23 protein-coding genes and 1 other annotated feature are annotated in these 25,249 nt (G+C 37.6%); of the genes, 20 read left to right on the forward strand and 3 right to left on the reverse strand.

Annotated elements, in window-relative coordinates:
- Nucleotides 1-41: 41 nt before the first annotated feature.
- The 7 genes from JNUCC25_RS03560 to JNUCC25_RS03590 all read left to right on the forward strand — a co-directional run bounded on the left by JNUCC25_RS03560 (nt 42) and on the right by JNUCC25_RS03590 (nt 7,800).
- Nucleotides 42-815, forward strand: a complete 774-nt coding sequence (locus JNUCC25_RS03560; protein WP_454222780.1) for a DUF2268 domain-containing protein — start codon at nt 42-44, stop codon at nt 813-815.
- 226 nt (nt 816-1,041) lie between these two features.
- On the forward strand, nt 1,042-2,064 hold the full coding sequence (locus JNUCC25_RS03565) for an ABC transporter ATP-binding protein (protein WP_013055407.1): 1,023 nt from the start codon (nt 1,042-1,044) through the stop codon (nt 2,062-2,064).
- Entirely contained in the window at nt 2,064-3,047 is a 984-nt protein-coding gene (locus JNUCC25_RS03570; RefSeq protein ID WP_013055408.1) for an ABC transporter ATP-binding protein, read from the forward strand. Before JNUCC25_RS03565 ends, JNUCC25_RS03570 begins: the two co-directional genes overlap by 1 nt.
- A 43-nt stretch (nt 3,048-3,090) precedes the next feature.
- Nucleotides 3,091-4,830, forward strand: a complete 1,740-nt coding sequence (gene opp4A, locus JNUCC25_RS03575; RefSeq protein ID WP_318617280.1) for an oligopeptide ABC transporter substrate-binding protein — start codon at nt 3,091-3,093, stop codon at nt 4,828-4,830.
- Nucleotides 4,831-4,858: 28 nt separating this feature from the next.
- Nucleotides 4,859-5,824 carry an oligopeptide ABC transporter permease gene (opp4B, locus tag JNUCC25_RS03580; RefSeq protein ID WP_013055410.1) on the forward strand — a complete coding sequence of 322 codons (966 nt, stop codon included), beginning with the start codon at nt 4,859-4,861 and terminating at the stop codon, nt 5,822-5,824.
- An 11-nt stretch (nt 5,825-5,835) separates the two neighbouring features.
- On the forward strand, nt 5,836-6,750 hold the full coding sequence (gene opp4C / locus JNUCC25_RS03585) for an oligopeptide ABC transporter permease (protein WP_454222783.1): 915 nt from the start codon (nt 5,836-5,838) through the stop codon (nt 6,748-6,750).
- 300 nt (nt 6,751-7,050) lie between these two features.
- Complete coding sequence (locus JNUCC25_RS03590; RefSeq protein ID WP_013055412.1) at nt 7,051-7,800, forward strand: YjbA family protein; 750 nt, start codon at nt 7,051-7,053, stop codon at nt 7,798-7,800.
- A 27-nt stretch (nt 7,801-7,827) separates the two neighbouring features.
- Here the strand turns inward: JNUCC25_RS03590 and trpS are convergent, their stop codons facing one another.
- The gene (gene trpS / locus JNUCC25_RS03595; protein ID WP_097824320.1) at nt 7,828-8,817 is read right to left on the reverse strand and encodes a tryptophan--tRNA ligase; all 990 of its coding nucleotides are present in this window, start codon (nt 8,815-8,817) and stop codon (nt 7,828-7,830) included.
- Between the two features lie 76 nt (nt 8,818-8,893).
- Nucleotides 8,894-9,098 (reverse strand) — a binding site (T-box leader).
- Nucleotides 9,099-9,764: 666 nt separating this feature from the next.
- On the opposite strand from trpS, the gene JNUCC25_RS03600 reads away from it, so the two are divergent.
- From JNUCC25_RS03600 to JNUCC25_RS03620, 5 genes are all read left to right on the forward strand, one after another.
- Nucleotides 9,765-11,411 carry a peptide ABC transporter substrate-binding protein gene (locus tag JNUCC25_RS03600; protein WP_013055414.1) on the forward strand — a complete coding sequence of 549 codons (1,647 nt, stop codon included), beginning with the start codon at nt 9,765-9,767 and terminating at the stop codon, nt 11,409-11,411.
- Between the two features lie 97 nt (nt 11,412-11,508).
- Nucleotides 11,509-12,444, forward strand: a complete 936-nt coding sequence (locus JNUCC25_RS03605; RefSeq protein ID WP_013055415.1) for an ABC transporter permease — start codon at nt 11,509-11,511, stop codon at nt 12,442-12,444.
- 2 nt (nt 12,445-12,446) lie between these two features.
- On the forward strand, nt 12,447-13,373 hold the full coding sequence (locus tag JNUCC25_RS03610; RefSeq protein ID WP_013055416.1) for an ABC transporter permease: 927 nt from the start codon (nt 12,447-12,449) through the stop codon (nt 13,371-13,373).
- Nucleotides 13,374-13,387: 14 nt separating this feature from the next.
- Complete coding sequence (locus tag JNUCC25_RS03615; protein WP_013055417.1) at nt 13,388-14,458, forward strand: ABC transporter ATP-binding protein; 1,071 nt, start codon at nt 13,388-13,390, stop codon at nt 14,456-14,458.
- 1 nt (nt 14,459) lies between these two features.
- Nucleotides 14,460-15,377, forward strand: a complete 918-nt coding sequence (locus JNUCC25_RS03620) for an ABC transporter ATP-binding protein (RefSeq protein WP_454222786.1) — start codon at nt 14,460-14,462, stop codon at nt 15,375-15,377.
- A 282-nt stretch (nt 15,378-15,659) separates the two neighbouring features.
- On the opposite strand, the gene JNUCC25_RS03625 is transcribed toward JNUCC25_RS03620, so the two are convergent.
- Complete coding sequence (locus JNUCC25_RS03625; protein WP_029324761.1) at nt 15,660-16,235, reverse strand: GNAT family N-acetyltransferase; 576 nt, start codon at nt 16,233-16,235, stop codon at nt 15,660-15,662.
- A 451-nt stretch (nt 16,236-16,686) separates the two neighbouring features.
- On the opposite strand from JNUCC25_RS03625, the gene JNUCC25_RS03630 reads away from it, so the two are divergent.
- The 7 genes from JNUCC25_RS03630 to madM all read left to right on the forward strand — a co-directional run bounded on the left by JNUCC25_RS03630 (nt 16,687) and on the right by madM (nt 23,258).
- The gene (locus JNUCC25_RS03630; RefSeq protein WP_029324763.1) at nt 16,687-18,051 is read left to right on the forward strand and encodes an amino acid permease; all 1,365 of its coding nucleotides are present in this window, start codon (nt 16,687-16,689) and stop codon (nt 18,049-18,051) included.
- A 58-nt stretch (nt 18,052-18,109) separates the two neighbouring features.
- Nucleotides 18,110-18,310: a hypothetical protein gene (locus JNUCC25_RS03635; protein WP_171843207.1), complete on the forward strand. Its 201-nt coding sequence runs from the start codon at nt 18,110-18,112 to the stop codon at nt 18,308-18,310.
- A gap of 259 nt (nt 18,311-18,569) precedes the next feature.
- Nucleotides 18,570-19,976 carry an amino acid permease gene (locus JNUCC25_RS03640; RefSeq protein WP_013055421.1) on the forward strand — a complete coding sequence of 469 codons (1,407 nt, stop codon included), beginning with the start codon at nt 18,570-18,572 and terminating at the stop codon, nt 19,974-19,976.
- 418 nt (nt 19,977-20,394) lie between these two features.
- A complete protein-coding gene (gene spxA, locus JNUCC25_RS03645) occupies nt 20,395-20,793 on the forward strand; it encodes a transcriptional regulator SpxA (protein WP_013055422.1) in 399 nt (132 codons plus the stop codon).
- Nucleotides 20,794-20,994: 201 nt separating this feature from the next.
- Complete coding sequence (locus tag JNUCC25_RS03650; protein WP_029324765.1) at nt 20,995-21,891, forward strand: LysR family transcriptional regulator; 897 nt, start codon at nt 20,995-20,997, stop codon at nt 21,889-21,891.
- Nucleotides 21,892-22,086: 195 nt separating this feature from the next.
- A complete protein-coding gene (gene madL / locus JNUCC25_RS03655) occupies nt 22,087-22,500 on the forward strand; it encodes a malonate transporter subunit MadL (protein ID WP_013055424.1) in 414 nt (137 codons plus the stop codon).
- The gene (madM, locus tag JNUCC25_RS03660) at nt 22,497-23,258 is read left to right on the forward strand and encodes a malonate transporter subunit MadM (RefSeq protein ID WP_029324768.1); all 762 of its coding nucleotides are present in this window, start codon (nt 22,497-22,499) and stop codon (nt 23,256-23,258) included. Before madL ends, madM begins: the two co-directional genes overlap by 4 nt.
- A 96-nt stretch (nt 23,259-23,354) precedes the next feature.
- On the opposite strand, the gene JNUCC25_RS03665 is transcribed toward madM, so the two are convergent.
- Nucleotides 23,355-24,020, reverse strand: a complete 666-nt coding sequence (locus JNUCC25_RS03665) for a TerC family protein (RefSeq protein ID WP_029324771.1) — start codon at nt 24,018-24,020, stop codon at nt 23,355-23,357.
- Nucleotides 24,021-24,380: 360 nt separating this feature from the next.
- Here JNUCC25_RS03665 and mecA point away from each other — a divergent pair, with 360 nt between their 5' ends.
- The gene (mecA, locus tag JNUCC25_RS03670; protein WP_013055427.1) at nt 24,381-25,061 is read left to right on the forward strand and encodes an adaptor protein MecA; all 681 of its coding nucleotides are present in this window, start codon (nt 24,381-24,383) and stop codon (nt 25,059-25,061) included.
- Nucleotides 25,062-25,249 lie beyond the last annotated feature (188 nt).

The following is a 25,249-nucleotide window of genomic DNA, read 5'->3' on the forward strand; positions in this document are numbered from 1 at the left end:
CATATCATGAAACAAAAGGATGAAGAAAGTGAGGGGAAAACATGCCGATTGTTTCAACTTCTACTTGGACGGAGCCGAAAGAAATAAGCCGTTATCTTGCGCGCTATTTTAAGAAATTAAAAGAAAAAGAATATATGGAATTACTTTTTAACTATGGAATGTGTCCGCCTTCTTTAATGTTTATAAAAGAACTAGAAGAAATGAAGAAAAGACAGGTTTGGAAGAAAGTTAAAGCACATTACGAGAAGCTTAAAAAAGCATGGAATGGGCCCGATGTAGCGGTGTTATTGCTTCCAAGCAATCCTAGAAATCGAAAAATGCAGCGTGAATTTAACGGAAGAGCAGGTGTCGCTTTTACCGATAAATTATTTGTGTTTATGACAAGTCATACATCCGATGAAGAAATGTTAGCGGTACTTACCCATGAATACCATCACGTTTGCAGGCTAAAAGCCATTAATAAATCTGATGAAACGATTACTTTGTTAGACGCTATGATGATGGAAGGGTTAGCTGAAAGAGCTGTAGAGGAGTATTGTGGTAAAAAATATTTAGCTCCTTGGACAAATTATTATACCATTGAAGAAGCTAAAAAAATGTGGGAAAAGCATGTTAAACCTTATTACAATCTGCACGCTGACGAAAAGAAATATGATCAACTGTTATTCGGTCAAAATTGGTATCCAGAAATGATGGGCTACAATATTGGTTATCATCTTGTTACTTCATGTATGAAGCCTCACACTTTAACTACTACCCAGCTGCTTCCTCTTAGCACCAATACTATCTTAAAAAAATCTGCGTTCCAACTGTAAAAAAACAAGTTCTATATACCTGAAGTTGAAAATAGTAAATTTTATCCTATTTCCAACAAAAAATTAGGAGGTTTGTGCGTTAAAGTGCCGAAGAGATATTCAGAAATCATTATTTTAAAAATAAAAAATATAATTAATTTTCAAAATATATTGATTTTGTAATAAAATTGTAATAATATCTTATTCAAATATAACAATTTTTAGAAAAATGAGGTGTGCACTATAAATGGATAAAAAGCCCGTCGAATCAACACCTTTACTAGAAGTAAAAAATTTACAAACTGCTTTTTCCATTAATGATTCCTGGCATAATGCTGTGGACGACGTGTCGTTTCAAGTCGGACGAAAGCGAATTGTAGGAGTTGTAGGAGAATCTGGCTGTGGAAAAAGCGTATTGTCTTTATCCGTTATTGGGCTATTACCTAAAGTGAATAGTCAAATTAGAAGCGGAAGCGTTTTATTTAAAGGAAAGAATCTTACGCACTTATCAGAAGATGAGATGAATGATGTGCGGGGGAAAGACATCTCAATGATTTTCCAAGAACCGATGACATCCCTTAATCCTGTGTTAACCATTGGGTATCAGCTGCAGGAAGTATTGTTTAACCATATGAATATATCGAAAGCGGAAGCGCGTGAAAAAAGCATTGCGCTTTTAAAAAGCGTTGGTATTTCGAGATCTGAAAAGCTCGTCGATGAATATCCGCATCAGCTGTCAGGAGGAATGAGGCAGCGTGTCATGATTGCCATGGCGGTAGCTTGTCAGCCTAAACTTTTAATTGCTGATGAGCCGACAACAGCCCTAGATGTTACGGTTCAAGCTCAAATTTTAGAATTGCTAAAAGAGATTCAAGAAAGCAATGATATGTCTATTATTATGATTACACATGATTTAGGAGTAGTTGCTGAGATGTGTGATGAAGTGATTGTCATGTATGGCGGAAAAATTGTTGAGCATACAGATGTTGATACGTTATTTTATGCCCCAAAACATCCGTACACGAAAGCGCTTCTTCACTCAATTCCACGCATGGAAGATGATGTAGAAGTATTAAATACGATCAAAGGAATTGTGCCTTCTCTTGTAAACATGCCGCGGACAGGCTGTCGTTTCGTTAACCGATGTCCTCATGCAATGGAAGACTGCAGTTCCGTTACGCCTGTTCTTCGCCAGGATTCACAGGGGCATGATGTCGCATGTCTGCTGTATAAAAATAGCTATCCGTCAAAAGGAGTGAAGACAAGCTAATGACTAAAGCGGTGAAAGATGTATTGCTAGAAGTTCAGCATTTAAAAACCTACTATCCTATTCACGGCGGATTTTTTCGAAAGAAAATTGGTGATGTAAAAGCAGTTGACGGTATTTCTTTTGCTATTCGAAAAGGAGAAACGCTCGGTCTAGTAGGAGAATCTGGCTGTGGAAAATCCACGGCAGGAAGAACGATTCTAAGACTGTTGGAACCAACTAGCGGAAAAATTATTTTCGATGGTAAAGATATCACAGAAGTAAAAGGAACTTCTCTCCGTAAAATTAGACAAGATTTTCAAATGGTTTTTCAAGATCCCTATGCTTCCCTCAATCCAATGCAAATGGTTGGAGATGTTATTTCTGAACCAATTCGGAATTTTACAGGAAAATCAACCAATCAATTAAAATCAGAAGTTATGAATCTACTTACAAAAGTAGGGTTACCGGAAGATGCATACTATAAATATCCTCACGAATTTTCCGGTGGACAGCGTCAGCGGATTGGAATTGCACGTGCACTTGCACTTCGTCCAAAACTTATTATTGCTGATGAACCGGTATCGGCACTCGACGTTTCTGTCCAATCACAAGTTTTAAACCTTCTTAAAGAACTTCAACAAGAATTCGACCTAACCTTTTTATTTATTGCCCATGATTTGAGTGTTGTTAAACATATGAGTGACCGTATCGGTGTTATGTACCTAGGCGGTTTAGTGGAAATTGCTGATAAGAAAAGTCTATACGCAGAGCCATTGCACCCTTATACGCAAGCGCTTGTATCGGCTATACCTGAACCAGATCCGCGAAAGAAAAAACAGCGTATTATTTTACAGGGAGATGTCCCAAGTCCAATTGATCCGCCAAAAGGCTGTGCGTTTCATCCTCGCTGTATACATGCCATGGCAGAGTGCGCCCAAACGAAACCTGCCTTAAAGGAGGTGAGACCTGGCCATCAAGTAGCTTGCCATTTATATAACTCGTAAAAGCTACATACGAACAGATTATTAGTTAAATAGGGGGAACGTCATGATGAAAAAGAAATCGTTTTTATCACTTGTTTCCATTTTGCTTGTGCTATCGCTTTTTCTAGCGGCATGCAGCGGTGGAAGCAGTTCTTCATCTTCTAGTAATAAAGAAGGCGGAGAAACAAAAACTGAAGGTGCGAAAACAGACAAGCCAAAAGATGGCGGAACGATTACGTATGGGATTGACGGAGCGCCGGAAGGGCTTTTTGAGTACGCATTGTATGGTAGTGCATATGATAGCCAAATCTTAGAATTTATCAATGAAGGTCTCTTTACTTATGATAAGAAATTAAAGATTAAATCTGACTTAGCTACTTGGGACGTGAGTGGTGATAAATTAACTTACACGTTTAAATTAAAGAAGGGCATTAAGTGGCATAACGGAGATCCATTAACTGCAGATGATTTTAAATATACGTATGAAACGATTGCCAATAAAGACTATACAGGTCCACGCTATGTAAACGTTGAGCATATTAAAGGCGCTCAAGAATATCACGACGGCAAAGCGGATTCTATTTCTGGAGTTGAAGTAGTAGATCCGCAAACATTTAAAGTAACGTTTAAAGAAGTTCGTGTAAATAACTTAGACAATCTGTGGCCGTATCCAATGCCGAAAAAGTACTATGAAGGAATTGCTGTAAAAGATCTTGCAGAGTCCAAACAAGTTCGTAAAGAGCCTATTGGTGTTGGACCGTTTAAAGTGAAAAAAGTGGTAGCAAGTGAATATGTCCAAATGGAACGTAATGATGATTATTGGAAAGGTAAACCTCACCTTGATGGTGTTGTTGTAAAAGTACTGGATCCATCTGTTTCCGCCGGAGCATTGAAAAAAGGCGATGTCGACATTATGGATGTTCGCCCAGCTGATCTAGGGCAAGTTGAAAAAGCAGAAAACTTAGACTTTTTGGAAGGGAAATCAACTAGTTATTCGTATATTGGTCTACGATTTGGACATCGTGATCAAAAAGCTGGTAAAAACGTAGATGATTACGAAAAGTTCAAAGATCTAAAACTTCGCCAAGCATTGCTTTATGCAATAGATAGAAAAGCAATGGTAAAAGCATTTATGAACGACAAAGCGGTTGTTTCTAACACAGTTATTCCGTCTGTATTCTGGATTGCTGCTGACCAAAAAGATTTAACAAAGTACAAGTATAGTCCTGAAAAAGCTAAAAAATTATTAGCTGAAGCTGGTTATAAAGACAAGAATAATGACGGTTTTGTAGAAGATCCAAACGGAAAACCATTTACGATCTCATTCGGCCACTATGCTGGTCCAGCCAACTTCGAGGGTCGTGCGAAGGCTATTATGCAAGCATGGAATGATATTGGTATTAAAACAAAATTAGCAACGGGTTCACTTGTTGAATTTAACTTGTACAATGAAATGAAAGATAACGACGATAAGGCGTTAGAAGCGTTCTTTGGTTCTTGGGACACTGGTTCAGATCCAGATCCTACAGGATTATGGAGCTCTGATGCTGAATGGAACTATGGCCGTTGGGTAAATAAGGAATCTGATGAAATGCTTAAAGACGGTTTGAGTGAAAAATCATTTGATGATAAATACCGTAAAGATGTATATGTAAAATGGCAAAAATTCTTTAATGAGCAGCTGCCAGCACTTCCTTTATGGGAAAATATCAATATTTATGCTGTGAATAAGCGTGTGAAAAACGTAACTCTAGATCCATCAACGGTAGTTGTAGATCCGGAGAAATGGTCTGTAACGGAATAAGTATTTTACATGTAAAGGAGAGTCAACGATGCTGCAATACTCACTAAGACGTATTTTAGGGATGATTCCAATGTTGATTCTGATCTCCTTTGTTGTGTTTTCCCTGGCAAAAATGATGCCAGGGGACCCTTTTGGGGGAGAAATCAACCCTAGTAATACAGATCCAAAATACATTGAGGAAATGCGTGATAAGCTAGGATATAACGATCCTATCTACGTTCAATATTGGAACTGGGTAAAGGGAGTGGCACAAGGAGATTTAGGAAAGTCAACAACTCATAAGTTACCGACATTAGATATTATTTTAGAGCGTATGCCTAATACTATCTTTTTAGCTTTGACTTCGCTTTTGATTACGTATGTGTTTGCATTTATTTTAGGTATGTATGCAGGAAGAAAACCGTATACCTTAGCAGATAACTTTATTGCAGGATATAATTACTTTGCATTAGCGGTTCCATCGTTTATCGCAGGAATCGTAGGCATTTATTTATTTTCCTTTCAGTTAGGTTGGTTTCCATTTAGCGGTTCTGTTGAAGTAGGATTGAAAGAGGGATCATGGGAATTTATTCAAAGTAGAATTCATCACGTTATATTACCCGCGCTGATTCTTGGCTTGATGTCGACCGCGCAGTATACCCAATTTTTGCGCAATGATATTATTGAAAACAGTCGCAAAGATTTTGTACGCACAGCTAGAGCAAAAGGGACAAAAGAATCTAAAATTTATAATGTTCATATCTTACGCAACTCAATGATTCCGCTTATTACGTTTTTAGGGTTTGATCTTGTAACAATCATTAGCGGTTCTATCATTACAGAAACGATCTTTACGTATCCAGGAATCGGAAAGTTGTTTGTTGACTCTGTAGCAACTCGTGACTACTCAGTTATGATGTCGCTTACAATGTTGTTTTCAATTTTAACACTGGTTGGGAATCTGGTTGCTGATTTGTTATACGGCGTAGCAGATCCGCGTATTCGTTTGGATTAGGAGGAGAAAGTATGGAAATTGTAACGAAAAAAGATGTACAGACAGAAGTGAATATGAAAGCTCCTAAAAACCTTTCTCCATGGGCGATTGCGCGAAAGAAGTTTGTTAAAAATAAACTAGCCATGATAAGTTTAGCTTTTATGATTGTGATTACGCTTCTTGCCATTTTTGCACCGCTGCTTACAAAAGCAGATATTACACGTATCGACTATATGGCGATGAATGCAGCGCCTTCTAGTGAGCATTGGTTTGGAACGGATACTAATGGGCGAGACGTATTTGCACGTACATTGTATGGAGGAAGAACTTCGTTACTGATTGGAGTTGCTTGTACAACACTCGTTATTTTAATCGGAACTCTTATTGGTTCGATTGCGGGTTATTACGGAGGCAAAGTGGATCAATTCTTAATGCGTTTTACAGACTTTGTATTAAACTTTCCGCTAATTGTTTTCGTTGTAGTGTTAAATACAATCCTAATTGGAAAGATCTCAGGCGTTTGGACGCTTATCCTAGTTGTTAGTTTCCTAAGCTGGGGAAGTACGGCCCGGTTGGTTCGAAGCAAAATCTTGGCTGAAAAAGAAAATGAATATGTGCTTTCAGCTGTTTCCATTGGGTGCAGCCCGTTTAAAATCATCTTTAAACATTTGCTGCCAAATGTATTTTCAACGATTGTGGTTCAAGCCAGTTTGCAAATGGCGATCCTTATTGTGTTTGAGTCAGCGATTAGCTTTATCGGTTTTGGCGTGCCGGCTGATACGCCAAGCTGGGGGAATATGCTTACAGAAGCAAGGGAATCAGATGTGCTGCAGAATAAGCCTTGGATGTGGGTTCCGCCAGGTTTAGCTATTACATTAACGATCCTAGCTATCAACTTCATTGGTGAAGGATTAAAAGATGCTTTGAATCCCAAATCTCTTCGTTAAAAATCTATCACAAAAGTGTGATAGATTTTTTTAGGTTTGTCAGACCTCCTGACAAACCTATTACTATAGAAGAAACTCGGATTTTTTTCTGCTTATAGGGGTGGATATAGCTCATGAAGCCTTTAGTAATCATTAGCACTGGCGTTATATCTGAGCTTCGAAATAAGTGCATTTGAATAATAGCCAAAAACGAAGGCATTTTACAATTAATTTTTAGAAAAATAACATCATTTGGAATAAAAATTCCTTTCTCTGCCTATACTGATGGATAACAAACAGATAGTAAGTGAGGGGTAAATTATGCTATATCTTCATGATGTATGGGTTAATTGGTTTGAAGGCGAAGAAAACGGTTATAATGTGTGTCATTTCCATGAGTGGAGAAAAGACGATTGTGTAGAACTGCTCGATCAAGCACCATTATTAAAAGTAAATCCGCTTTTATTTCATTACATTGAAAATGATCTTTCCGAGCTACCTCAACAACTACTACAAGATGTCTATCAGAAAGCATACATTCGGAAAAATCATGAACGCACGCAGGTGGAATATTGTTTTATCGTTACAGATGGAACGAATATTTTAGCAATTGATACGATGGGATATCATATTCCGATTCGAAAAAGCCGCTTAATTCCAAGACAAGAACAGTTAGTCTATGAGATGATTGCGGATCAAGAAGAGCTAGAATATAAGTTCAGTGAAGACGAGCTGAATAAAAAAGAGCATCATATTCTTTCGCCGTCTCCTGAAACGATGAGAGGACTAACACGTAAAGAACGTCAGCTAAAACAGCTGTTATTTATGGCACTTGATCAGCTACATACAACAAAAAATACAGCTCAAATCCGCTACTGGTACACAGAGTGGAATCCAACGAAGTACGAAGACATTCAAGAGATGTCGTTTCAAGACGTATGGAATCAGCTATACGATGAAACGAAGTCAGGGTGGTCACCGAAGCATAAATTATTATGCGAGCGCTTAGTAAAAGGACAACCTTTCTTTGAAAAACTTTGGGAAATTGAACAAGAGCCAAAAGTTAATTAAAAAAACGACTGCATAGCAGTCGTTTTTTTAACGTTTACGGCCAATTCCCATTGCGTTTCGCATTTTGCGAAGCATTTTATTAGCCGTTGCATTTGCTTTATCGGCACCTTGATCTAAAATATCATCTAGCTCGCTAGAATCAACTAATTCATAATATCTTTCTTGAATTGGAGCGAGGGCCTCAGCTACTACTTTAGCTGTGTCAGCTTTAAAGTCACCATAACCTTTGCCTTCGTACATTGCTTCAATGTCTTCGATCGATTTATTGGCTAGGATTGAATAAATACTTAATAAGTTTGAAATACCTGGCTTATTTTCTTTATCATAGCGAACAATACCTTCTGAATCCGTTACGGCACTTTTGATTTTCTTTTCAATTGTTTTTGCGTCATCCAAGAGCGTAATGAAAGCTTTTTGGTTTGGATCGGACTTGCTCATTTTTTTCGTAGGATCTTGAAGAGACATGACGCGTGCGCCCACTTTTGGAATACGTACTTCAGGAATAGTGAAGATATCATTGTATTTTTTGTTGAAGCGTTCAGCTAAATCACGCGTTAATTCTAAATGCTGCTTTTGATCTTCACCAACTGGAACCAAATCGGTGTTGTATAAAAGAATATCAGCTGCCATTAATGGAGGATAAGTTAGTAATCCTGCTGATACTGCTTCTTTTCCAGCGGACTTATCTTTAAACTGAGTCATACGTTCAAGTTCACCGATATACGCTACGCACTGTAGCATCCATCCCGCTTCTGTGTGGGCGGGCACTTCCGATTGAATAAATAAAGTCGATTTTGCTGGATCAATTCCTACTGCTACATACAGAGCAGCAAGGCCGCGAATGTTTTTACGAAGTGCTAAACGATCTTGAGGCGTTGTAATCGCATGCTGATCTACAATACAAAAATGACAGTTATAGTCATGTTGAAGTTCAACAAATTGCTTCATCGCTCCAATGTAGTTACCTAAAGTGATTGTACCGCTTGGTTGAATACCTGAAAAAATTGTTTTCATCAAATCTTCCTTTCATCTGCACATATATGATGCTAATTTACGGATACAACATAAAAAGGCCCATCCGCTCCTAGCATAAGCTAGGGGCGAATGGACCGCGTTGCCACCCTAATTAGCACACATAATTGTGAACTATCTTTATTCATATAACGTTGAGGTCAACGTTCAAGCTTTGCACTTGAAAGCTCCAAAGTCCATTCTGCAGGTTTCAATGTTTGTTCTCACCAGCCACAAACTCTCTAAAAATGAAAATTCTGCATACTACTCTTTTTCACAGCTTTAATTATATAGTTATTCGTTATTATAACGCGAAAAAGCAGGAATTTAAACATCTTATCGCTAAAAAGTTTTATAAGACAATTTACTGGAATTTTTCAGCGGCAAAAAAAGACAAGAACCTTTTAATTAAAGCATTTCTTAATGAAAATTTGGTGGAGAATTTGGTAAAAATCTTTTATTTAGTATTTCTAATGGCTTTGTAATACTATTGTAATACCTATACTACAAAAAAGATTTTGGACGTCTGACAAGTAGGCACAATCCTTATAAGATAAGGTTTTTTCTCTCGTGACAAAAAAATACCATTAAATAATAGTATTGCAATAAATTTTTAAAATATTTATAATAGGCGTAACAAACATATTTTTTACAAAGGTATTACAATTTCTTAAGTTTTCAGAAAACACAAAATAGACAATGTTTTGTTTCAATTAGCGAATTTTGTAATGAATGAGTCTTCTACATATTAAGCGCATACATTGGATTTACAGCATGTAAACAATTGATGACAGTTTCATAGGGTAGAAGAATAATTTTGCAGTGAGGTCTTTAATGCTCTACTACGCGAAAAAATAACTGATTATTTTGTATTGAAAGAGGATTAAGAAATTAGTACATATCAAAAAAATATGGTTGCCACACAAACAAAATTTAATAGGGGGTAACACGCAATGAAGAAAAGGTTGTCGATTCTTTTCAGTTTGCTGCTTGTAATGAGCTTGTTTTTAGCTGCATGTGGATTTAACAAAGAATCTGGTGGCAGTGAAAATGCTAGCAGTGATGGCGGCGACAAGAAGAAAGAGCAAGAGCTTCGCGTAAACATTAAAACTGAGCCTTTTTCACTGAACCCAGGCTTAGCTAATGATTCAACGTCATCAAACGTATTATTACAAACATTTGAGGGTTTAACTCGTATCGGTAAAGATGGAAAACCTGAAAATGCAATGGCGAAAGATGTGAAGGTCAGCGATGATCAAACTAAATATACGTTTACTATTCGCGACGATGCAAAATGGTCAAATGGTGACCCTGTAACAGCAAAAGATTTCGAATATGCATGGAAATGGGCGTTAGATCCTAAAAACGAATCTCAATATGCATATCAATTATACTATGTTAAAAATGCACAAGCTGCCAATGAAGGAAAAGGTTCATTAGATGATGTTGCCGTTAAAGCAACAGATGATAAAACGCTTGAGGTAACATTAGAAAACCCAACGCCATATTTCTTAGAATTAACAGCTTTCTATACGTACTTCCCAGTGAATACGAAAATTGCTGAATCAAATGAAAAATGGTACACAAATGCAGGCGAAAACTATACGTCAAACGGTCCTTTCAAGCTTAAAACTTGGAAACATAATGACAAAATCGAGTTAGTTCCTAATGAAAACTATTGGGATAAAGATGCTGTAAAACTTAAAAAAGTTGAAATGTACATGATCAATGATAACAACACTGAACTTTCAATGTTCAAAAACGGTGAATTAGACTGGGCGGGTATGCCTACTGGTCAATTACCGGCTGATGCACTTCCTGAATTAAAGAAAGACGGTTCATTAAACATTCAAGAGATTGCAGGTACTTACTGGTACAAGTTTAATACAGAACAAAAACCTTTAGACAATGTGAACATTCGTAAAGCATTAGCTTATGCAATTGATCGTAAAGGTATTACAGAACAAATTACAAAAGACGGTTCAGTTCCAGCGATGGCGGCTGTACCACCAACAATGTTTGAAGATAACAAAAAAGGCTACTTCAAAGACAATGATGTGAAAAAAGCAAAAGAATATTTAGAAAAAGGCTTGAAAGAAATGGGCCTTAAAGATGCTTCAGAACTACCAGCAATTAAGGTTTCATACAACACGGATGAAAAACATGCAAAAATTGCACAAGCTGTTCAAGATATGTGGAAGAAAAACCTTGGCATTAAAGTACAGTTAGACAACTCTGAGTGGGCTGTTTACATTGAAAAGTTACACCAAGGAGATTATCAGGTTGGACGTATGGGCTGGTTAGGGGATTTTAACGATCCAATCAACTTCTTAGAATTGTTCCGTGATAAAAAAGGCGGAAACAATGATACAAACTGGGAAAACCCAGAATATAAAAAGTTATTAATTGACTCTCAAAAAGAAACAGATCCTAAAAAACGTCTGGAAATGTTGAAAAAAGCAGAAGGTATCTTCATGGATGAAATGCCAGTGGCACCAATCTACTTCTACACAAACGCTTGGGTACAAGACAAGCAGCTGAAAGATGTTGTGATGTCTGGACTTGGAGACATTCAGATTAAGTGGGCTCATTTTGAGTAAGTAACATCAATTGTGACAAAGGGTATATGGGGCCTGGTGCTCCATATACTTTTCTTTCTTGTGCGCGAATTTTGTAAAAATATGGAGGTGTGTCGGGGTGTTCAAATATATAGGAAAACGACTTATTTATATGTTTCTATCATTATGGCTGATCGTAACAGCGACCTTTTTCTTAATGCGTGCTGTTCCAGGAGGTCCATTCACATCAGAAAAGCAGCTTCCCCCTGAAATTCAAAAAAATCTAAATCAGTATTACGGTTTAGACCAGCCTTGGTACCATCAGTACTTTGATTATTTAACATCAATTTTAAAGTGGGATTTTGGTCCATCTTTCAAATATAAAGGCCAAACGGTAAATGATTTGATTAACGGCGGATTCCCTGTTTCATTCATGCTAGGGATGGAAGCTATTTTAATAGCAATTGCTATTGGTGTAGTACTTGGTGTTATTGCTGCTTTAAAACATAATAAGTGGCAAGATTACACGGCGATGGTTATTGCAGTTCTAGGAATCTCAGTTCCGAGTTTTATCATGGCAGCGGTATTACAATACGTTCTGGCTATGAAACTACAAATTTTTCCGGTTGCACGCTGGGAATCTTGGGCACACACGGTGTTACCAGCTCTCGCGCTTGCTTCAACCCCTATGGCATTTATCGCACGATTGACTCGTTCGAGTATGCTTGAAGTATTAAGCAATGATTATATTCGTACAGCGAAAGCAAAAGGTTTAAGCAGAGGCGTTATTACAGTTAAGCACGCCATGCGAAATGCGATGCTTCCAGTCGTATCCTATATGGGACCTTTAGTAGCAGGGATTTTAACGGGTAGCTTTGTTATTGAAAAAATATTTGGTATCCCGGGATTAGGTTCACACTTTGTACTCAGTATCTCAAACCGAGATTACACAACGATTATGGGCGTAACGGTGTTCTACAGTATTTTACTACTTTTTTGTATCTTGCTTGTAGATATTGCATACGGCTTCATTGACCCTCGAATTAAACTTACAGGTGCTAAGAAAGGAGAGTAACTATGCAGCAACTTCCGAAGATTCCTAAAGAAATGTTTGAAACAGCAGGGATTGACCGCGCTCAGGCAGAAAAGATTGAAAAACCGAGTCTTTCATTCTGGCAAGATGTTTTTATTCGTTTTCGCAAAAACAAGCTTGCTATGTTTGGTGTAGTACTAATGGTTCTCCTTGTTTTTATGGCTATATTTGGTCCATTGATGGTGAAATATGATTATGCAACCAATGATTTACTGAATGCTAATCAGGCTCCATCTTCTGAGCACTGGTTCGGTACAGATGAATTAGGGCGTGATGTTTTTGCTCGTACGTGGGAAGGCGCTCGTATTTCATTATTTATCGGGTTAGCAGCAGCTTTAATTGATTTATTCATCGGCGTAGTTTGGGGAAGCATCTCTGGATACCGCGGCGGCCGTACGGATGAAACAATGATGCGTGTTGCGGATATCTTATATGGTGTTCCTTACCTTTTACTGGTTATTATTTTAATGGTTATGCTTGGCCAAGGGTTAGGCACGATGATTTTAGCGATGACCATTACCGGCTGGATTAACATGGCCCGTATTGTGCGTGGACAGGTATTGCAGTTGAAAAACCAAGAGTACGTAATGGCTTCACAAACATTAGGAGCAACAACAAAACGTATTTTATTTAAACATCTTATTCCTAACGCAACAGGTCCAATTTTAGTAACAATGACACTAACGATTCCTTCAGCAATCTTTACAGAAGCATTTTTAAGCTACTTGGGACTAGGCGTTCCGGCACCGCTTGCAAGCTGGGGAACAATGGCTTCAGAAGGCTTACCTGCTTTGGAATACTATCCTTGGCGCTTATTTTTCCCAGGTTTGTTTATCTGTTTAACAATCTTAGCGTTCAACGTAATTGGTGATGGATTACGAGATGCGTTAGATCCAAAACTACGTAAGTAAGGAAGTGAACTCATATGTCACGTTTATTAGAAGTAAAAAATTTAGCTGTATCATTTAAAACATATGGCGGAGAAGTTCAAGCTGTTCGCGGCGTTAACTTCCACTTAAATAAAGGTGAAACTTTAGCAATTGTTGGTGAATCAGGATCTGGTAAAAGTGTAACTTCACAAACGATCATGCGCCTTATTCCGATGCCTCCTGGCCGAATCAAAAGCGGCGAAATGCTGTTTGACGGCATTGATTTAGCTAAGAAAACGGATAAAGAAATGGAAGCTATTCGCGGTAAAGATATCGGTATGATCTTCCAAGATCCGATGACTTCCTTGAATCCAACGATGAAAGTTGGGGCTCAAATTGGTGAAGTCGTAATCAAGCATTCCAAAGTGTCTAAAGCAGAAGCAAAAAAACGGGCAGTCGAGTTATTAACGCTTGTAGGAATTCCTTTTCCAGAACAGCGTGTGAATCAATATCCGCATGAATTCAGCGGCGGGATGAGACAGCGTGTTGTCATTGCGATGGCTCTTGCTTCTAATCCGAAGCTATTGATCGCTGATGAACCAACAACGGCGCTTGATGTAACAATTCAAGCTCAAATTTTAGAATTGATGAAAGACATTCAGAAAAAAACGGATACATCTATTATCTTTATTACCCATGATCTTGGTGTAGTAGCAAATGTAGCAGATCGAGTAGCCGTTATGTATGCTGGTCAAATTGTTGAAATGGGCACAGTGGATGAAGTGTTTTACGATCCAAAACATCCGTATACGTGGGGACTGCTAGCTTCTATGCCAAGCTTAGATAACGAGGCAGAAGAAGAGCTGGCTGCTATTCCTGGAACGCCGCCAGATTTAACGAATCCTCCAAAAGGAGATGCATTTGCAGCGCGAAATCCATACGCAATGAAAATCGATTTTGAGCAAGAACCTCCAATGTTCAAAATATCTGATACGCACTATGCGAAAACATGGCTGTTACATCCCGATGCACCAAAAGTAGAGCCGCCTGCTTCAGTTCAGCGCCGCATGCGTAAAGTTGATAATGTATACAGGACACCTGTACTCGTAGCGAAGGATGGTGAATAACATGACAGATAAATTATTAGAGATTAAAGGCTTAAAGCAACATTTTTTCACAAGTAAAGGAACAATTAAAGCAGTTGATGGTCTGACGTTTGACATCTTCCGCGGAGAAACATTAGGGCTTGTAGGTGAATCCGGTTGCGGAAAGTCAACGACAGGCAGAACGATTATTCGTTTATATAACGCTACTAGCGGTGAGGTGCTATTTAATGGCGAAAATGTACATGGTCGCAAATCTCGCTCAGAGCTTAAAAAATTCAATCGTAAAATGCAAATGATTTTCCAAGATCCATATGCGTCGCTTAACCCTCGTATGACCGTAGCAGATATCATAGCAGAAGGCATTGATATTCACGGTTTAGCTAAGACGAGAAAGGAGCGTATGACAAAGGTTCACGAGCTTCTTGAAACAGTGGGGCTTAACAAAGAACATGCAAATCGCTATCCACATGAGTTTAGTGGCGGCCAGCGTCAGCGTATCGGTATCGCAAGAGCACTGGCAGTAGAACCTGATTTTATCATCGCAGATGAACCAATCTCAGCTTTGGACGTGTCTATACAAGCTCAAGTTGTTAACTTAATGAAGAAGTTACAGCGTGAACGTGGACTAACATATTTATTTATCGCCCATGATTTGTCAATGGTAAAATACATCAGTGACCGCATCGGCGTTATGTACAGAGGTAAGATTGTAGAGCTTGCACCAAGTGATGAACTTTATCGAAACCCTGTTCATCCATATACAAAAGCGTTGCTTTCAGCTATTCCGCTTCCCGATCCTGACAGTGAAAAAACGCGTCAGCGCAAAATTTATGATCCAAGTATCCATGACTATAACGGTGAAGAACCAGAGCTTAGAGAAGTATCTCCAGGTCACTACGTGTCTTGTTCTCAAGCAGAGTTTGCCACATATACAACATAACAAAAACGATCTCACAACGAGGTCGTTTTTTTATTTAGTTATCAAAGAACACTAAGCTTCAAGTTGCAAAAAACATGTAAGAACAAGTAACATTAGCGCTTTACAGGTATTATACAGTAAAGGGTTGAAAAATACTATTAAAAATTTTCAGAATTTTATATTTAAGACAAAATATCTATGTATAAACCTTATAACTAAAGGAATATAAGTGATTAATAATGTTTTATTTTGAATAATAATTCAAAAATATAAAAAGAAGGTAGACGCATGTCTACCTTCTTTTTATAAATCTGCTAAGATATCGCCATCTTTACGATTTTTGTCAATTTTTAACACTTGATCTGCCGGCTGATAAGACGCACCATATATTTCTGTGTCTTTGTACGTATGAATTAACTCGTACGTTTTTTTCATTTTATTTAAAATGCTTTCCTCTGTTTCAGAGGTAGGAGACCAGTATAGAATTTCCATCTGGTTAATTTCATTTGTAGCTAATGACCGGCGGTTATAGCCAATTGTTTGAGCATGCTTAAAGTCTGCACGTTTATAAAAATGCAGTCGTTTTGCTGAGTCTGAATCTTTATAGTCTACAGGCTCTACTTCTAAAATAATTGGTTTGTTATGCTGTTTTAACTCATCAATTAATTTACCGCCAAGCCCTTGACCTCGAGCGTCTTTTGAAACAAAGAGGTAATCAATAAAGATAAATTGGTCTGTTTCCACGTACATTAATACGTGGTGAGGTCCTTCATTTTTATGATAAATATCGCTGCGTTCTTGTAAAAGCGTTTCGATATGCTTCTTTGATTTCATTTCTTCAATGGGAAAATATTGACTTAGTTTTTCATACCAATTCATAGCACCCTCCTACTGATCGTTTCATGATGATGTTCATAATAGTGTTTAAACAGTTATCTTATCTTTACCCTTTTTAGGGAAAAGTAAGCATCTATAATTGAAAATATAGAAGAATAATCGATTGATTATTCTTAATAATTAGATAATTATAGTGAGATAAGAACATATAATGAAAAAAATGGTTTTTATTATATTTCGATCGTAAGTTTATTTGTGAAAATCACAAAAAACTATCGCATTTTTTGTGATTTTTGATAAAATGAACAAAGTGAAGTTTTTTTAATATTGTATTTTATAGATGTGATAGCGGTAAAAGTGAAGGTGTGAAACTTGCAATATCAGATTATTAGTACATACACTGCCTAGAATTATTTGGCTGGAAAATAAGTTAATACCATACAAGTAGCCGCTATCGCTATTAAATGAAATGGATATGTTAGGAGAGAGAATTATGCAAGGGAACACGCAAGAAAAAGAATTAAGCCGTGGACTTGAGGAAAGACATATTAGCTTAATGTCTTTAGGTGCAGCTATCGGAGTTGGACTGTTTTTAGGTTCTGCATCCGCTATTCGGTTAGCGGGTCCTGGTATTCTTATCATGTATGGAATCAGTGGTCTTATTATGTTTTTTATTATGAGAGCGTTAGGTGAAATGGCAGTACAAAATCCAGTAGCCGGTTCTTTTAGTAAGTATGCTAACGATTATTTAGGGCCACTTGCTGGTTATTTAACAGGCTGGAACTACTGGTTTATGTGGATTATTACATGTATGGCTGAAATTACAGCTGTTGGAGTATATATGGATTTTTGGTTCCCAGGTGTACCTCAGTGGATATGGGCACTTGCAGCACTCGTTATCATGACAGGGGTTAACTTTTTAGCTGTAAAAGCATATGGCGAACTAGAGTTTTGGTTTTCTCTTATTAAAGTAGTAACGATTATCCTTATGATTGTGCTGGGACTGGGCATGATTATCTTTGGAATTGGAAATGGCGGTATTGCAACAGGAATCAGTAATTTATGGAGTCACGGGGGCTTTTTCCCGAATGGTATGAAAGGTGTTCTTTTATCACTTCAAATGGTTATGTTTGCTTACCTTGGTATTGAAATGATTGGGGTAACAGCAGGAGAGGTGAAAAATCCGGAAAAAACACTAACAAAAGCAATTGATAATGTACTGTGGAGAATTTTGATTTTTTACATCGGAGCTTTGTTTGTTATTATGTCTATTTATCCTTGGCCAGAGATTGGAACACAAGGAAGTCCATTTGTTTTAACATTTGATAAAGCTGGAATACCCGCTGCAGCAGGGATTATAAACTTTGTAGTGTTAACAGCGGCTTTATCTTCTTGTAACAGTGGAATTTTTAGTACGGGCCGTATGTTATTTAATTTAGCTCAGCACGGAGAAGCTCCAAAACGCTATGCTAACTTAACAAAAGGCGGCGTGCCTGGTGCAGCAGTTATTGCTTCAGCTGTTGTACTGCTAATCGGAGTTGGCTTAAACTATGTTGTTCCTGATAAGGTGTTCACGTGGGTGACGAGTATTGCCACTATTGGAGCAATTTGGACATGGGGAATTATTTTACTTTCTCAAATTCGCTTCCGCAAGGGATTAAGCGATCAGCAAGTAAGTGATTTAAAATATAAGCTTCCGTTCTTCCCGTATACGTCATATCTCTCTCTTGCTTTCTTAGCGGGAGTAGTAGTGGTGATGGGTTTTTCTTCTGATACAAGAATAGCCCTTATTGTAGGTCCGATATGGTTTATTTTATTGGTTGTTGTCTACTATTCAAAAGGTTTTCATAAAAGATAAAAAATAAGGCTCGGACAAAAGTAGTTTCGTTGAAGAAAGATCCGAACGAGTTGAATTCTTGATTAAGAATCCAACTCGTTCGGATTTTTTTATGGTGATGGTGAACGTAGGTTTACTGTATGTAGGGCTTCTAGCTGTTGATTGGAGGGCAAGGCGAAGACTCCTGCGGGAAAAGCGAGACCCCGCAGGAGCGGAAGCAACGAGAAGGCTCACCGCCCGCGGAAAGCGAAGTCTTGCACGGAAATCAGCAGCGGTGTAACAAGCGGGATCCATACGAACTCATATATCCCATTTGTTCGCCTTTAGATTGATGTAGTTGTGTTCCAGCCGCATTTTTTTCCAAAAGAAAATGAAGGATTTATTATTTCACTTTTTGCTTTAGTGTGCTAATATATTATATTGTTAAACAAATGAAGAGATGAATGAAGAAACAAATAATTTTTACGTGTTAATAGATTAGCATCGAGCTTTCTATCTCAAAAGTTTAAGCTTTTAGAAAGCAAAAGGAGACAGAGCAAATGAAAGATAAAAAATGGGGACTTTGGTTTTTAACAGCCTTTGTAGTTGGTAATATGGTAGGCGGCGGAGTATTTATGCTTCCTTCTAATTTAGCAAACGTATCAAGTCCAATCGGTTCAACACTTGCTTGGATTGCAACAGGTCTTGGCGTATTCATGATTGCTCTTGTATTCGGGAATTTAGTCATGAGAAAGCCCGAATTAAAAGGAGGGCCTCAAAGTTATGCAGCGAATCTTTTTTCATCGCCTAAAGCAGGTAAAGTAGCAGGATATAGCATGGCTTGGGGCTATTGGGCAGCTAACTGGGCTGCAACAGCATCTGTCATCATATCGTTTGCGGGATATTTAACAACGTTCTTTCCAGTAATGGAGAGTAAGGATATTTTATTTTCAGTCGGAAATTTTCAATTAGAAGCTGGAAAATTCATTACGTTTTTAGTATGTTCTATTGTCCTATGGGGAATTCAAGCTATTTTGCAGCGAGATATTAATAGCGCCGGTAATATTAACTTTATCACAACGGCAGCTAAAATTATTGGATTCGGCTTATTTATTGTTGTAGCGCTATCGCTATTTAGCGCATCCAACCTGGTCAGTACAGAATTTGTTAATTCAAAGGGGATAAATGTAGGATTGGGAAGTCAGGTCAATGGGGCAGCCATTGCTACGCTGTGGGCGTTTATCGGAATTGAATCGGCTGTACTGTTATCTAACCGTGCAAAATCACAAAAAGTAGTGAAGAAAGCAACGCTGCTTGGATTATTGATTTCAATGGTTATCTATGTGGGGATTACGCTTCTAGCTATGGGGATTCTTTCAACAGCTCAGCTTCAGCAGTCTCAAAAACCTTTGGTAGATACGTTAGAAATGGTGATTGGACATAAAGGTGCTTACGTAATGGCCATTTTAGCACTTATTTCTTTATTAGGTTCTACTGTTGGATGGATTGTTGTTAGTGCAGAAGTTCCTTATCAAGCAGCAAAATCAGGGTTGTTTCCACAGTGGTTTGCTAAAACAAATCAGAACAATAGTCCAGCCCGCTCACTAACATTAACAAATGGCTTAACACAGCTGTTTTTGTTTGCGACTATTTCAGGTACAGTTTCGCAAGCCTATAATTTCGCTATTGTTGTAGCTACTCTCGCTTATTTAGTTCCTTATTTCGTGACGACAGTTTATCAATTAAAGCTTATTGTGACGGGTGAGACGTACGATATCATTAAAGGATCGCGAGTAAAAGACGGAATCATTGCCTCGTTAGCACTTATTTATTCACTTTGGGTGATTAAGACAGGGACAGCTGATTTAAAAACATTTTTCTTAGGTATTGGCTTATTTGTAATCGGGCTGTTACTGTATCCTATCTTAATGAGACGAGGAAAAAGCAGCACATCAGCTATTAAATAAATAAGAGGTTATCTCAAAAGCTTTGCAGAAAAGTCAGTTCTTCTGCAAGGCTTTTTTAGTGACTGAAAAATTTGAGGAATTTGTAAAAGAAAAAAATAATAAAAAAATGAAACTAATCTACAGGTTTATTCGTAATAGTAGTGTGGTAAATAAATAATGAAGAAAATCGGCAATGAAAATAATGACAGTGAAGGAACGAACTAATGTACTAGTTCGCTTCAAAAAGTATATCATTCCGATGAAGTTTATAGTATAATGCAAATAGATATTATTTTTTAAAAGTAATTATAAAGTAGTATCGATTTTCATTATCAGTCATTAAATATTTACACTCGTTGAAGTTTGTATAAAACAACATGATTTACAGTTCATGTTTTAAATGTTATGACCGATTATGATAGAAGGAGTGAAGGAGTAAATGGTTACATTATATACATCACCAAGTTGTACATCTTGTCGTAAAGCGAAAGCTTGGTTAGAGGAAAATGATATTGGATATACAGAGCGTAATATCTTTTCAGAGCCGTTATCAATCGACGAGATTAAAGAAATTTTACGTATGACAGAAGATGGAACAGATGAAATCATTTCAACACGTTCGAAAACTTTCCAAAAACTAGACGTTCAGGTAGACGCTATGCCTTTGCAAGATTTGTATGAATTAATTCAGCAAAATCCTGGCTTATTGCGCCGTCCGATTATCATTGATGAAAAACGTCTACAAGTTGGTTATAATGAAGACGAGATCCGTCGTTTCTTACCACGTAAAGTGCGTACTTTCCAACTTCGCGAAGCTCAAAGACTTGTGAATGGTTAATTTTTATATTTGTCTGTTTAAGATTTAAATAAGAAACCAACCAAGTAACGTTTGCTTGAAGTTGGTATATAAAAAATAAGCAGCAGGGAGCCAAATGGCCTCTGCTGCTTATTTTTTGTCGAAATAGCAGGGGAAATGAAGTATATATGTAATTAGTAAAGAAAGAGAATATTTAAACATATAAAAGTGGTGGTGAACGGATTGGAGCTTTTACAGCTAAAATATTTCCAAGTAGTTGCTAGACTAGAACATATCAGTAAAGCGGCCGAAGAGCTATACGTATCTCAGCCTGCACTCAGCAAAACGATTTCACAGTTAGAAAAAGAGCTAGGCATTCGTTTGTTTGATCGAAACGGTAAATACATTAAATTAAATCGGTATGGTAAAGCATTCTGTGCCAAAGTAGAACTTGCTTTAAAAACATTGGAAGACGCAAAGCACGAGCTAAAGGATATGTCGAACGATCCATGTGAAGAAATTCGCCTTGTTGTATTAGCTAGTTCACATTTACTTCCAGAGCTATTAAGCAGATTTCGTGAGCAATATCCTCAGGTGCGTTTTCGACTGATGCAGCATTTGACTAATTCTAATTCACAGCCTGATTTTGATTTATGTATTTCAGCTTTTCCATTAACAACCCGTCAGATCGAACATACTCCTTTGCTTCGTGAATCGATTTTGCTTGCAGTGCCTCTTGATCATCCTTTGGCCAAACAATCACGTGTAAAGTTAAATGAACTTAAAAATGAGAAATTCATTGTGCTAAAGAAAGGAAAAGAGCTAAGGAAAATAACGGATGTAATTTGTAAGGAACAGAATTTTGTACCTCAAATTACGTTTGAAAGCGATGATCCAGCAACAGTAAGAGGTTTGATTAGAGCGAAGCAAGGAATAGGTTTTATTCCTGAAGTAACTTGGGGAGGTTCTACAGGCAAAGATGTAAAACTGCTGAAAATTGAAGAGGGAACATTTGAACGTACTATCTTTTTAGCTTGGAACAACGGGGGCTACGTGACGGATTTACAACAAATCTTCAGGCAGTTTGTGATTGATTATTTTAAACATTTACCCTCCGGTATGCCTCATGAATACATATAAGAATCATGACTAAATGTCATGATTTTTATTTCTTTTTCGAATAAACCTAAAGTGAACAGTAGAGAAAAACTGCATTATGTCATTTTTGATATAAGTATATAACTAAAAATGCATAGGTTATTCAACTTTTTTCCTTTACACTATTTTTAAATCATAAAGTAAACGCTTTCAATAATGGAGTGGGGAGGAAGTAATATGATAATCTTCGGTGTAGCGCTGCTGTCTATTTGCATGTTGATAGGGGTAATTGTAGGGGACGCATTAGGAGGGCTGATGGGAGTCGAAGCCAACGTTGGAGGAGTAGGGGTATCCATGCTTCTTCTTGTACTAGCGGTGGATTATTTAAAGAAGAAAAATAAGCTCCAAGTAAAATCCGAAGAAGGCATTGCTTTTTGGGGAGGTATTTATATTCCTATCGTGGTAGCAATGTCTGCACAGCAAAATGTTGTAGCTGCTCTTGATGGAGGAGGCATGGCGCTTCTTGCAGGGGTGGTAGTAGTCGTAGTAGGCTTTTTATCCATACCATTTATCAGCAGAATAGGAGAGAAAGCGAAGGTGAAAGAACAAGAAATAGAGCTTTCTATTTTACCTAAGGAGCAAATCAAATGATGAATATGATCAAAGAAGGATTAGAAAATAACGGGCTGATTACGGCATTTGCTATTATTGGGATTGTCATGTATATTGCTTATTTTTTATCAGATAAATTAACAAAAGGAAGAGTTCACGGATCTGCTATTGCTATTATGTTTGGATTAATCCTTGCTTATATCGGTGGAGTGAACACAGGAGGAGAGAAAGGAATTTCTGATATACAGTTATTTTCAGGAATTGGTTTAATGGGCGGAGGGATGCTGCGAGATTTTGCCATTATTGCTACTGCGTTCGGCGCCAATTTTAGCGAAGTCAAAAAAACGGGAATCAGCGGGATTACGGCCTTGTTTTTTGGGGTTTTCTATTCCTTTGTAATAGGTGTAATTATTGCTCTTTGTTTTGGATATAGAGATCCCGTTGCTTTGACCACAATCGGAGGAGGAGCCGTGACCTATATTGTGGGGCCGGTTTCTGGAACTGCGATTGGAGCCTCTTCTGATATTATCGCGTTAAGTATAGCTGTAGGATTAATTAAATCCATTTCAGTTATGATTTTGACACCGATATTTGCTAAGAAAATCAAATTAAACAATCCTCGTACAGCAATGATCTATGGAGGAGTTATGGGGACGACGAGCGGTGTAGCAGCTGGTTTAGCCGCGACAGATGTAAAACTTGTACCTTATGGAGCCATGACAGCTACATTTTATACAGGTCTTGGTTGCTTACTCGTACCATCTATTCTTTTTTTACTCACAGAGATTATTTTTTAAGTGTACAAAGTGTTTTATGAATAAAAGACTGCTGTGCTCATTAAACTAAAGAAAAGGCCATACTAAATAAAAATGTTTAGTATGGCCTTTTCTTTATCATTTAGTTGAACGAAAGCTATTAACAACCATGCCGCTTATCAGCACAACAGCAATTGTTATAAACGGAATAAATGTTCCTAGAGATGTATGGTCTGCAAAGAATGAATGTAAGTTCTTTTCATGTCCAATCATATTTCCAGCAGTATAAGCTAAAATAGCTGCCCCACCATAAACGAGCAGGGGAAATCGTTCCATCAAATACAAAATGAGCTTGCTTCCCCAAACAATAATGGGGACGGATACGAGTAATCCGGTGACAACCAAGGTAATATTTCCATGAGCTGCGCCTGCTACAGCTATTACATTATCTAGTCCCATTACAATATCAGCAAATACAATTGTTCTTACAGCGGCGCCTAATGTCACACCTGCACGGATTGAAGATGCATCATCACCTTCTGATACAAGAAGCTTAAAGGCAATGATCACTAATAAAAAACCGCCTATGAGCTGCAAGTAAGGAATAGTTAGTAAATAAACAGCTAAAATAGTAAGTACAATGCGAACTATCACAGCTAAGCCAGTCCCTAAAAAAATAGCTTTATTTCGCTGATATTCAGGTAAGTTGCGGCTTGCTAAGGCAATAACAATAGCGTTGTCTCCACCTAATACAATATCGATACCGATAATAAGAAGAATGGAGGTTATTAATTCTAAATCCAATAGTCTTCCCTCCCAATATGTAAGGATAAGTAGCTCATATTGCTTTATCTGTGTTCATTTTTAACAAAAAGCGTTCATAGGGTAAAGAGATTATGTATATAACAAAGTAAGGTGTAAGGTGGCTATGAGTTGTCAGAGTATTTTTTATTTCCTTTCTTTCGCATTTTGTCATAAAATAGATATACAAGGTTCACTCAAATAGTGTATGCTTGTATATCCCAAGTTAGAATGCTTTACAAAGTGAGAAAGTACATGTAATATTGCTTTAACACGGGGGTAAAATAGTCCCTTCATCGTTTAGGGGTAATGTTCGAAATGGCCGGATTACCTTCACTGATTTTTCCGAAGGGAGAGATGATAATGGAAATCGAACGCATTAATGAAAACACAGTAAAATTCTTTGTCACTTACGTAGATATTGAAGAACGTGGATTTGATCGCAATGAAATTTGGTTTAGCCGAGAGCGCAGTGAAGAGCTATTCTGGGAGATGATGGACGAAATTCATCAAGAAGAAGAGTTTGTAGCAGAAGGTCCTCTTTGGATTCAAGTACATGCGCTTGAGAAGGGGCTAGAGGTTATTGTAACAAGAGCACAAGTTTCAAAAGACGGTCAAAAGTTCGAAGTACCTGTTGGTGAAAATGATAAAATCGATATCCCTGTAGATGGAAAAATTGAAGCGTTGCTTGATCATCAAGCGAATCAAAATAAAAAAGCTGATTTTGAAGAAGAAATTATAGAAGACGAAGGGCTACAGTTCGTCGCACGCTTTCAAGACTTAGAACATTTAATTTCCTTAAGTCACCATTTAGAGTTAGATGATATTATCAACAGCATGTACGTGTTTGAAGGAAAATATTATTTATACGTTGAGTTTACAGATGATGAAGACTTTGTAGCTGAAATTGATAACATTTTAAGTATCATTTTAGAATATGCAAATGAATCAAATGTAACCGTTCATCGTTTAATGGAATATGGAAAAGAATTAATCAGTGAAAATGCACTTGAACAAGTAAAGCAGTATTTTCCTTTACGATAATAGCAGCCGATTTCATGTATATGAAATCGGTCTTTGTTTTGCCCTCTTTTTTGGAAATGCTCTCCGCTCATATCGAACAATATAGGTGGAAAAAGCAGGCGGCTGCTTCCTACACGGGAAAGTGTAGTGTTAAAATAACAAGTTTGAGGATAATAACGGCATAGAGACCTGTTATTAATGATGAAAGA

It is taken from the genome of Priestia sp. JNUCC 25 (assembly GCF_053667915.1).